Origin of the sequence: Mycobacteroides immunogenum (assembly GCF_001605725.1) — a bacterium.
Lineage (GTDB): Bacteria > Actinomycetota > Actinomycetes > Mycobacteriales > Mycobacteriaceae > Mycobacterium > Mycobacterium immunogenum.
The window spans coordinates 2,410,191-2,421,562 of record NZ_CP011530.1 but is presented as its reverse complement, the minus strand read 5'-3'; the positions used below and the strand labels follow the sequence as shown (position 1 = coordinate 2,421,562).

The 11,372-nt window shown below is 63.6% G+C and carries 6 protein-coding genes and 1 pseudogene; 3 read left to right on the top strand and 4 right to left on the bottom strand.

Features of this window, described 5'->3' with window-relative positions:
- Positions 1-285 precede the first annotated feature (285 nt).
- Together ABG82_RS11915 and ABG82_RS27700 are read left to right on the top strand one after the other, a co-directional pair.
- Positions 286-1,824 carry a PPE domain-containing protein gene (locus tag ABG82_RS11915; RefSeq protein ID WP_043078547.1) on the top strand — a complete coding sequence of 513 codons (1,539 nt, stop codon included), beginning with the start codon at positions 286-288 and terminating at the stop codon, positions 1,822-1,824.
- Positions 1,825-2,120: 296 nt separating this feature from the next.
- Positions 2,121-2,488 (top strand): annotated as a pseudogene (locus ABG82_RS27700) (integrase core domain-containing protein); the annotation flags it as partial.
- 13 nt (positions 2,489-2,501) lie between these two features.
- Here the strand turns inward: ABG82_RS27700 and ABG82_RS11910 are convergent.
- The 3 genes from ABG82_RS11910 to ABG82_RS11900 are packed head-to-tail and all read right to left on the bottom strand — an operon-like array spanning position 2,502 to position 8,363.
- Positions 2,502-2,717 (bottom strand): MbtH family protein, encoded by a 216-nt coding sequence (locus tag ABG82_RS11910; RefSeq protein WP_043078546.1) that lies wholly within the window; start codon positions 2,715-2,717, stop codon positions 2,502-2,504.
- Positions 2,698-3,987 (bottom strand): NADPH-dependent L-lysine N(6)-monooxygenase MbtG, encoded by a 1,290-nt coding sequence (gene mbtG / locus ABG82_RS11905; RefSeq protein ID WP_043078610.1) that lies wholly within the window; start codon positions 3,985-3,987, stop codon positions 2,698-2,700. Before mbtG ends, ABG82_RS11910 begins: the two co-directional genes overlap by 20 nt.
- Positions 3,984-8,363, bottom strand: a complete 4,380-nt coding sequence (locus tag ABG82_RS11900) for a non-ribosomal peptide synthetase (protein ID WP_043078545.1) — start codon at positions 8,361-8,363, stop codon at positions 3,984-3,986. The genes mbtG and ABG82_RS11900 overlap by 4 nt, the downstream gene beginning before the upstream one ends.
- A gap of 99 nt (positions 8,364-8,462) precedes the next feature.
- Here ABG82_RS11900 and ABG82_RS11895 point away from each other — a divergent pair, with 99 nt between their 5' ends.
- Positions 8,463-10,112, top strand: coding sequence for a (2,3-dihydroxybenzoyl)adenylate synthase (locus tag ABG82_RS11895; RefSeq protein WP_043078544.1), 1,650 nt, complete (start codon positions 8,463-8,465; stop codon positions 10,110-10,112).
- A gap of 163 nt (positions 10,113-10,275) precedes the next feature.
- On the opposite strand, the gene ABG82_RS11890 is transcribed toward ABG82_RS11895, so the two are convergent.
- Positions 10,276-11,082, bottom strand: a complete 807-nt coding sequence (locus ABG82_RS11890) for an APH(3') family aminoglycoside O-phosphotransferase (protein ID WP_043078543.1) — start codon at positions 11,080-11,082, stop codon at positions 10,276-10,278.
- Positions 11,083-11,372: the final 290 nt, after the last annotated feature.

Here is an 11,372-nt window from a genome sequence, read left to right as displayed (position 1 = left end):
CCCCACATGGCAAGTAGATAAGCCCATCTTTACTTTGGCAAGGCTAGCCTATCTCAATCCGTCTCGTTAGGGTGAGCTAAGTGCACGGCGGATTTGAGCTGCACAAACAGAAGATCCACGACGAAACCCTCGACAAATTAGGTAAGCCAATGCTAATTTACCGAGCGAATGGGTCATAGGGGCAAGCCTTGAAATCACGGAGAGGCTGTGAGTTGAACAATCGGGAGCGGGCGGTCAAGCCCGAATGCAATTGGGCCGAACACATGGACACACAGGGTTAGCCGGATGTCTGCTCCGATCTGGATGGCGTTTCCCCCGGAGGTACATTCGGCGCTGCTCAGCGCGGGCCCCGGACCTGGCCCCCTACTGGCTGCGGCCGCACAGTGGCAAGCACTTTCCGCCGAATATTCCACTGCTGCAACAGAATTAACACACCTACTGGGGGCAACAGCGGCAGGAGCATGGCAGGGTCCCAGCGCCACCCAATACGTGGCCAGCCATGCGTCGTACCTGACCTGGCTTGCTCAGCAGAGCGCGACTAGCGCCACAAACGCCGCGCTACACGAGACAAGTGCAGCCGCCTACACTGCGGCCTTGTCAGCCATGCCGACATTGCCCGAGTTGGCAACGAATCATATGCTCCATGGCGTCTTGGTTGGTACCAACTTCTTTGGGGTCAATACGATCCCAATTGCACTCAACGAGGCCGACTACATTCGAATGTGGGTGCAGGCCGCTACCACGATGGATGTCTACCAAGGGGTTTCGAGTACCGCTGTAGCCTCGGCCGCGCCGGCCACACCAGCTCCGCTGATCATGGCGCCCGGAGGCGAGATGAGCCGTTTGGCCGCCGACATGTCCGGACTCGCGGCGCAGGCTCAGGCTTCCGAATCCGGTTCGGCGCTGGACAGCAGCAACAGCGTCATAGATCAGCTGTTGAACTTCTTCCGCGACCCGCTGGGCACGTTACGCCAGATCATCGAAGACTTCATACGAAACCCCGGCGCTGCGCTCGCCACCTGGTTGCCGTTCCTACTGGTACTAGCTTCGATGACGTATGTTCTTTTTGCACAAGTATTTTGGTTGTTCTGGGCCGCATTGCTCTCGGCACCGCTCTGGTTACCGCTGCTGATCGTGGCGGCCTGGCAGTATCTGCAGCCCCCCGCAGTCGACGCGGCACCGTCCGAAGAAGTTCAGCCTGATCTCCGCAGCACCACCGACAGACCGCGCGAGCATATCGAGCCCCTTCCCGCGATCGCGTTGGCACCGACAGTCGCCCCGGTACCAACCGCAACTGCACCTGCGCCGTCTGCCCCAGCGCCGGCCCCCGCGCCGGCCACCGTTACCGCCGCTTTTGCGCCGTACCTTGTCGGTGTGATGCCCGGCGAACCACCGGCCATCCAGTTCGGACCGACGCTGAATGAGGGCAGCAAGGCCCAAGCTCCGGCCTCCGGAATCTCTGCGGCGGCAGCAGCGGCTGCATCTGCCCGCTCCAGGGCCCGACGCAAACGCGGCGCGCGAATGAAAGACCCAGCACCACAACACATGGACATGAACGTGACAGTTGACGCCGACTACGGTGGGCAGTCCGGGGCAGCACGCAGCCAGCACCGGGCGTCCACTCGTGGCACCGAACATCTTGGGCTAGCCGGCACCGTTCCAAAGGGCGCTGCCACGACCTCCGCGGCAGGTCTAGCCTCGCGCGAAAACATCGGTCGCGATACCAACTCGGCGGAGGGCATTAGAACTGCGCCCATGCTCCCGACCACTTGGAACACAGATTCCGACGAAACCCCCTGCACACCAACGCCGGATGAGGAATAAAGATCAACTGTGCTAACGGTGCCCAAACCCCCACTAATAGTCCGATCACGTGGGTAAGTGGGTGTGCCGGCCGGTCCAGCATCGCACGCAAGGACCTAACAGGACGGCACGTGCCGGAATACGGCTCACGGTTTGGGTCTTGTGAATGGGGAGGACCTCCGGGCTTAGTGGAGATGTCTGACGTCTCTGCGAAACCACGGAAGTCCTTGTGTTCCACGCGAATGTTCGTTTGACGGTTCATGGTCGCCAGCTGCTGATCGAGCGCATCATCGGGGGCGCCGTCCGGTGTCTCATGTCGCGGCCGAGCTAGGGGTGTCTCGCCAATGTACCCATCGCTGGAAGCGCCCGCCGGATTCGACTATGTGCACTCTGTCGTCGATGATCATCCGCGGCTGGACTAATGCAAGATCCTGCCCGACGAGCAAGGCCTCACCTGCGCGGCGTTTCTACACAGGGCTCATCAGACCCCATTGCACTTGGCAAAACGGGAAAGTGGAGCGATTCAACCCGCACCTTGCATACCGAGTGGGCCTACCGGCAGGTCTTCACGACCAACGACGCCCGCAGCGCAGCTCTTGCACCCTAGCTTGACGACTACGCCAATCGACGACACCACTCAGCCATCGGAGGCAAACCCCCGATCAGCCGACCGTCACCAACCTAACTGCCGGGTACAACTAGTTGCCCGCCATCGCGTCGCGCAGGCTCTTCGGGCGCATGTCCGACCAGTTGGCCTCTACATACTCCACGCAGTCCGCGCGTGGTGCCGCGCCGAAGACCACCCGCCACTGCTCCGGAACCTCAATAGCCTTGGGCCACAGACTGTGCTGCTCCTCATCGTTGACCAGCACGTAGAACTCGCCGCTCTCGTCATCAAATGGGTTGATACTCAACTATTTTCCTTTCACGACGAGCCGAATCCGTGCCGCTGTGCCCACCGAGCACCCGGTCGGACAGCAATCCAAGACAGCTGAGATTAGGGAACCCAGGCCCCTGGGTCAGACCAGAAAGGGTTGGAAGAATGAGCTTGGGCGTAAGGCCGTTGACGGACAGATCGTGCCCCAGCGACTCCTGTAGCACGTTCCCATCCACGGGAGCACCGAGCTTGAGCTCCATGAGATCGAGTGCACTCTGGTCGAACAATGGCAGGAACCACAATGCGTCCGCACCCGCTCCGTCGATCACCAGATCGAAGCCGTGCACAGTCTCCGACGGCTCGCCCGCGCGGTCGCTGCGCAAGGTCAACCTGATCCGGTCCTCCAAGGCAACGGCGTGCGCGACCCTGCCGCGCAGATGCCGGATGCGGTCGTCGGCCAGGAGCGAGTCCTGCACACGCGCCGAGAACACCCCACGATCGGTCCGGTTCAGCGCGTCGCGGCGCTCGTCCATGGTGTGGTGAAGCCAACCGGTCGGATCACTGAACAGTGAATTCTCGAAGTAACCCTCACCGCGGGTAAACAGAGTGACACCGGGCGAGATGACCGTGACGGTCGAAACGCGGTGCCCGAAAAGCTCGTTGAGAACCGAAGCGGCCGTCTCGCCGCCGCCGATCACTGCGACACGCTCTGCGGTGAGCCGCATGGGACCCGCACACCGGCGCCAAAACTCCGCGATGGAGAGGACATTCGGATGCTCGGGCAGTACGGAGCGCTCCGGTTGACCGGGCCCCGTGACCATCACGGCATCAGCAGCGATCGAGCAGTCGTTGGTGCCGACGACCCATCGGTTGCCATCGATGGATAACCCGGTCACCTCACCGTGGACGACCTTCATGTCGACCGTGGTGGCAACCCATGTCAGATAGTCGGCCCACCGCTTATGTGTCGGCGCCGGCTTGTCGCGGTCAACCCACTCGGCGAATTGGCCGGTCGCGATCAGATAAGACTGCCAGCTCAGGCGCATCATCCGGGCATCGATTTCGGCATTGCGCCCCGGCAGGATGGCCGACCGGTACGGGAAACCGACATCCTTCTCGGGGCTGGTACCCAGCCGGTGCTGCCCGTCCGTCCAACCACCGCAAGCCTGCCAGTTGGCTCCGACTTGTTGGCGTTCTATCGCCACCACATCGGGCACCTCGACGCCACATTCGCGCAGTGCGGCGGCCTTCGCGGCCACCGCGACTGCCTTGGCACCCGCGCCTATCACTGCCAGTGTCGACGTCACCATTGCTCCTTTGCCAGAATTCCCAGCTGTTCATGCCATATCGATTGCAGTTCGGCGATCTCTGCGCGACTGAGTACCTCGGGAATCGCGCGCCACATGGTCCCGATGGTTGTCCCCTCGGTGGTTTTCATGATCAGCACGGCGATGGACAGTTCATGACGCACCGCCGAATCAGGCTCGGGCACAGGCGAACCCAATACCGAAAGCCACTCATCACGGCGAAGCAAGTCGCCTTCAAAACCCTGGTCATGGCCGAGATACGTCAGCAGGACTTGCGGATCGCGATAACGTCGCAGCACAGCCGCGGTATCGCTACGCAGATATCGCAGCAACCCGTAATCAATGCTCCGGCCCGGCATCGCGCGGTGCTGGCGGGCCACCCGCTCCAGCAGGCCCCGCGGCCCGGCCCCCAAGGGATCGGTGCCGCCGAGGCGCAGTGGGTAGGCCGTACTGAGCGGCCCGACGGTTCCAGCGGTTGACTCGCCCCGGCCCGATACCTGTATCGCCAGCAGGGGCTCGACCGCGAGTTGTCCGCGCGCGCGACGCCACTGCGCAATGGTGCGCGCCGCCGCCGCGGCGAGCAGCTGCTCCATCGGTACTCCGGAATTCAACAGACGCTCGCTGACATCCACCGGCGCGGACTCAACGGTGATGGCCACCTCGCTGTCCCTATCCGTCTCGGGAGCGATTCTGCGCGAACCGATGGCTGGATCGTCACCGTCGAGCTGAGCGACCCAGAACGGCAGACTTCCGATGTCGTGCGCCTCGGCCGCCAATGAGTTCGCCCATCGGCGAAGGCCAATGCCGGTATCGGCAATCACCGGCGCGGCCTGGCTTGTCATGGCATGCCAACGTGATTCCAACTCGGACATGATGACCCGCCAGGAAACCGGATCAGCGGCAAGATGGTGCACTGCCAAGATGAGGACACCCGGCTCGTTCTCCGGGTGCAGCCACACCGCCGACAGCATCCAACCCTGTTCTGGGTCAAGCCGATCCACCGCTCGTGCGATCTCGGCACCCGCGGCGACCGAAGGATCCGCGGCCACGATCTCGACGAACCGGAGGGCCGGGCGCACTCGCGGGACCAGCATCATGCTCTGGCGGTCCAGCCTGCTGCGCAGCGCCTCATGACCGTCGACAACGGCACCGAGAAGCTGCTCCAGCGCGGGCCGGGCGATGTCGTCATGAAGCCGGAAAACACACGTCACCGCCAGCCTGCGCGGGTTTCCGTGCTCATACAGACTGTGTCCGCCGGGCAACAGCGGAATCGGCTCACCTTCCGCCACGCCATCCGCCGAATCCGCTGAACTGCCAAGATGTTGGTCGATCAGCTCGGCAAGGCGCGCGATGCTGCCGCTGTACAGGATTTCACGGATATCGATCCGCATGCCGTAGTCCGACAAGATCGCGGCCGAGAGCTTACTCGCGAGCAATGAATGACCACCGAGAGATTCGAATGAATCATCGATCCCCGTCGCGGCATAACCCAGTACTCGCGTGAAGAGGTCAGCGACCTGCCGTTGTGTCGGCGTCTGTGCCTGCTGAGGTTCTGCGGCAATCCCGCTGCCGGGAGCGGGTAGTGCATCCCTGTCGATCTTGCCGTGCGGGGTGATGGGAATCTCGTCCAGCACCACGTACGCGGCGGGAATCATGTAGTCGGGCAGGGCCGCCACGATCCGGGAACGGATCCGGTCGATATCGACCACATGTCCGCCTACCGGTGTCAGGTAGGCGACCAGACGCTTCCCGAGGCGCGGCAGCTCATCAACCACCACCAGTGCCTGGCTGACACTGGGATCGACCTCGATAGCAGAGGAAATCTCGCCGAGTTCGACCCGGAACCCCCGAATCTTCACCTGTTCATCGGCACGGCCGACGAATTCGATGTCGCCGCCGGCATTGCGCCGCGCGAGGTCACCCGACCGGTACATGCGCTGTCCGGAGGTGAAGGGGTCGGCAATGAAACGCTGTGCCGTGAGGCCGGCCGCAGCGTGATAGCCGCGCGCCAGATGTGTTCCACCGATGTAGATCTCACCTACAACGCCCACTGGAACCGGCCGCAGCGCCGCATCCAAGATATGAATCTGCGTGTTGATCTTCGGAGTACCGATCGGCACGGTCCGCGTGCCCTGGATGCCCCGAACCTTGTACCGGGAGGCGTTGATGACAGCCTCCGTCGGTCCGTAGAAGTTATGCAGCGAAGCGTCGAAGGTTGCGTGGAATTTATCCGCAACCGGCCCCGGTAACGCCTCGCCGCCCACCGGTACCCGTCGCAACGATTTCCATTGCGTCACACCGGGAAGCGACAGGATGAGCCCAAGGAGCGAGGGCACCATATGCATCGACGTGACACCCTCACTATTCAAGAGGTCCGTCAAATAGGCGACGTCGGTGAGGCCACCTGGGCGCGGAATGACTAAGCGGCCACCGCAACTGAGGATCCCGAAGATCTCCCCTATTGACACGTCGAAGCTTGGAGACCCCACCTGCAGCACACGGTCCGAGCCGCTCACCCGGTACTCGGCCCGAAACCAGTTGAAGTACTCGGTAAGCGGACGGTGGCTAACCGTGACTCCCTTGGGCATGCCCGTCGAGCCGGAGGTGTAGATCAGATAGGCGGCATTGTCCGGAGACAACGGCCTTATTCTGTCGGCATCAACCGGCGCTCGAACATCGAATCGGTCGAGGTCCGTTACCGGAGCACGGATCACCAGTTTGGGCTGCGCGTCGGCGAGGATATGCGCGATGCGGTCCGGCGGGTACTCGGGATCGATCGGCAGGTACACCGCCCCTGCCTTGGCGATGGCGAGCGCGGTGATGATCAAATCCGGCGACCTATCAAGGAGGACCGCGACGTGATCCTCGGTGCCGATACCCTGCTGGATGATCCAGTGCGCCAAACGGTTCGCCAGATCGTTGGTTTCTCTGTACGAGTAATGACGGCCCTCGTACACAAGAGCGGTGGCTTCCGGCTGGGCGGCCACACGCTGGGCCACCAGGTCGCCCAGCGTGGCCGGCGGCGCGTCAAATCGTTCCCCGGATGACGCGGACCACAGCCATTGGGCCTCTCGGCTGTCCATGAGATCCAGCGCGCCCAGCGCACGGTCCGGGTCATCCAGCACGGCGTCGAGCACATTGACGAAGTGCCGGAGTATCTGCGCGGTCAGCCGCTCATCGAGCACCCCCACCAGATACTCGGCGACAAGATCAGCGCCTTCGGGCGTCATCTCAACGCTCACGCCCAGTGGCACATACGCCAATTGACTACTGAATCCCGCCTTTTCGCAATGAATTCCCGGCGGACAGAACAAGGCGGCAGGATCGACGCCCATCGCGAAGCCAACGCGTGGGATCACCCGGTCCAGACTCGCGCCCTGATGCCTGATTCCGTTCAGGGTAGTTCGCCGCACCTGGCCCAGCAGATCTCGGAAGCTTCCCGCGCCGCGCGGGCGTATGCGCAGTGGGAGGACATTGCCGAAGTGCCCGATCCGACCGGTTACGTGGGTGTCGGGCGCGGGTACCGGAGACGCCACGATGAAATCGTCGGCATGTGTGTACCGATGCAGCAGAGCCGAATACGCGGCCAGTAACACCACGTGAGGCGTGGTATCGGCATCTCGCGCCAGCTGCTCGACCCGTGCCAGCACCGAGCTGGAAAGCCGTGCGGCACAGCGCTGCGCCTTCCACTCAGTCGGCACCACCGAACCATTGCGCCCCGGAAGCTCCAGCGGCTCAGCCGGATTCGCCAGCTCACGGCTCCAGTAGTCAGCATCCGCATCGCTGGGGACATCCCACGGGGGCGTCAGCGGCAGCGGTGTAGCGATATCGCCGTGGGCATAGGTGCCGGTCAGGTCGGTGAGGAAGACCGCCCAGGACTCGTCGTCCCACGCGATGCGATGGGCGACGACGAGTACGACATGCTCGGCGACACCGGTCCGGATGACGGTGACACGCAGCGGAGACTCCGTGGCCAGATCGAACGTGGCGCCAAACTCTCGCTGCGCCAGCACGGCCAGCCGCAGCTCTTGTGCGGTGCCGGCCAAGTCGGTCACGTCGTGCTCAACCCATCGCGCCGGCAGGTCCTGGTGCAGCACCGCGAACGGCTTACCGTTGGCACCGCCGTGGACCGTCGTGCGCAACGCCTCGTGCCGGGCGACCACAGCGGCCAGCGCCGCACGCAGCCTGCCGGAATCGAGCTCGCCGCGGAGCCGGAAGGAACGGCACAGGTTCATCAGAACGGGAGTCGCCCCGTGCGCGTACCAGATGCGCTGCTGGCCGGCGGACAACGGTGATGCGGCGTGAGGATCGAGACCTTCCGCCGCTTCTCCGCTGGTAACGCCCATCTCGACGTCACCCTCGCTCACGGTGCGCACCTCGATCTCACCTCGCGTTTTCACTATTAGTACAGGCTGCCCTAACTACGAGGAGGCTACCCTATCTAGACTATGACGGGTCACCCACGAGGAGCCCCGATGACTCAGGCCAGATCGACCACCGCGGCATCTGCCGCGACCCCCGCCCTTGACGGTTTCGTCCCATTTCCCTCGGCGCGCGCCGAGGCCTACCGTCAAGCCGGCTACTGGAGCGGTAGCACCGTTGAATCCTTGCTCCGCTCGTCTGCGGCCAGACGACCCCAGCACCCCGCAGTGATCGATGAGCATCGCGCACTGAGCTACCGCGAACTCGATGAGGCGGCCGACCATGTCGCACATGCCTTCATCCGGCTCGGGATAGCACCGGGCGACCGAGTGCTACTCCAGCTGCCCAATCGGGCCTCCTTCGCCGTCGCGTTCTTCGGCCTGATGCGCGCCGGAGCCATACCGATCATGTGCCTACCCGGACACCGGGCCGCCGAACTGTCCCATTTCATCGCGGTCTCCGGCGCCTGCGCATTGGTGATCGCCGATTCTGCCGGTGGTTTCGACTACCGCACACTGGCCGTCGAGCTGACCCAGAAACATCCAAGCCTGCGCACCGTGGTGGTCGACGGCGACGCGGGACCGTTTACCTCCTGGGATAGCCTGCTGGAAAGCGTTGAGACTCAAGGCCCCCTACCCATCCCCCAGCCGGACGCCCCGGCGGTGCTGTTGGTTTCGGGAGGCACCACTGCCGCCCCCAAGCTCATCCCCCGCACCCATGAGGACTACGTCTACAACGCGACGCAGGCGGCACGGGTGTGCGGCATCACCGAGGACGATGTCTACCTCGTCGCACTGCCCGCGGGCCATAACTTCCCGTTGGCGTGCCCTGGTCTACTCGGCGCGATAAGTACTGGTGCCACCACAGTTTTCCTGTCGGACCCGAGCCCCGAGTCGGCGTTTGAGACGATCGCCCGTCATCGGGTGTCCGTGACGGCCCTGGTGCCCTCGCTTGCCCAGCTGTGGGCCCAGGCCACCGCGTGGGAACCCGTGCTGCCGACGACTCTGCGGCTCCTTCAAGTCGGCGGCGCCAAACTCGGCGCCGATGACGCGCGCACGGTACGAGAGTCACTCACCCCGGGCCTGCAGCAGGTATTCGGCATGGCCGAGGGTCTGCTCTGCCTCACGCGCCCAGGTGATCCCGCCGATCTCCTGGACAACAGCCAGGGCCGCCCCATGTGCGATGCCGACGAAGTTCGCATCGTCGATGAGGACGGCGCCGACGTCGCCCCGGGCGACGCCGGGGAGCTGCTGGTACGTGGGCCGTACACGCTCAACGGCTACTACCGCGCCGAAGCGGACAACACCCGCTCATTCACCGCTGACGGCTTCTACCGCAGCGGAGACCGCGTCCGCGCACTGGCGGACGGGTACCTGGAGGTCACCGGCCGCGTCAAGGACGTGATCCTTCGCGGCGGCGAATCCATCGCCGCGCTGGATCTGGAATCACACCTACAGACCCATCCGGCGGTTCACGCGGCCGCAGCCGTCGGCCTACCCGATCAGTATTTGGGCGAGATAGTCTGTGCCGCAGTGGTGTTCAAAGGAAAGCCGCTAGCCGCCGCCGAACTCAACCAGCATCTACAGGATCGCGGCGCCGCGGCTCACTCGCGCGTCGACAAACTGGTCGCGGTTCCCACGCTTCCGCTGACCGCGGTCGGCAAGATCGACAAGCGGGCGCTACTCGCCTCCCTGTCGAACTAGAGCGTGTCTGACAAATATCGGGACCCGGCGATCACATGTTCACGCCGGCCGGAACTCGGTAGCCGTTGGCGAGTTCGTCCAGGACAGTAACCTGCGCCACTACTGCTGGTAGCAGAACCCGCGTTCGACCACATTGCCTCCGCTGGTCGACCGTGTTTGTCAATCAGAAAAACTCGTCGAGCAACGTGTAGAAGGCGATCTTCTCGGTGTCGAACCGATCCGAGCCGTAGCGCTCTTTGAACCGATGCACATATCTGGGACCGAACCAAGGGTCATCCTCAATCTTCAACTGACGCACTGCCAGCGCAAGGTCGAGATGCCTGTCCGCGCGCCCAAGCCGACCCACATCAATCAACCCGGTCACCTGCCACGTCACCGGGTCGAGCAACACGTTGTCCGGACACAGATCGCCATGGCAAACGACGACATCCTCAGTGGCGGGGCGCGTTCGATACAGCTCAGCAAGGAGCTGCTCACCCGAGCATCCGGAATAGTGGTCCTCAAGACCATCCAAGTCGACGAGGTCCTCGCGAACGGCATTCTCGGCCTCGGCTACCGTTACCGCCAACCGACGGTCGAATGGGCAATCCGCCGCCGGCAGATCATGCAGAGTCAGCGCAAGGTCCGCCATCGCGTCTGCCACCGCATCCCGCTGCGACTCAGGCCACCTCCGAGAAGCGGGAATCCCACGAACAGCCTCCGTCACAAACCACGTCGTCGAATCACAGCTCCCCCGGTCCACCAGCCGAGCGACGGGAACACCAGTTCCGGCAAGCCACTCAAGGCGGTCGGCTTCCGCGGCAAGATCGTGGGCCGGATTCGCAGACGCGATCGGAGCCACTTTCACATAGAACTCGGGAAGCGCAGATCCGTCGGCCGTGAGGCCATGCACCGATGCCCCGGATTCCCCCTCGGAGACCGATACCCAGGAATGTCGAGGGAACATTCTCCGTACAGACGAGGGGCGCATAGCCATCTTCCTTCAACTCGATGCGATACCGACTGTAGCTGCGAGTCGATCTTGCGGGCACCCAGGTAAGTTCGACCCCACGCCTGTCAGCCTTGCGCAGGCTCCGCAGCGGTTCGATGTGTCGCGTCAGCCCGGGCCAATCCGGAGTTGTTGCGGCGCCTCGGGATCGGCGCGGTGATCGCCGAGCCGGACGATCAGGCCGGGCATCGGCGCCTGGACCCGCCATTTGTCAGACACGCCTGAGACCGGGGATCCACACGCTAAAACCTCGCCCGGCTCGTCCCTGCCCC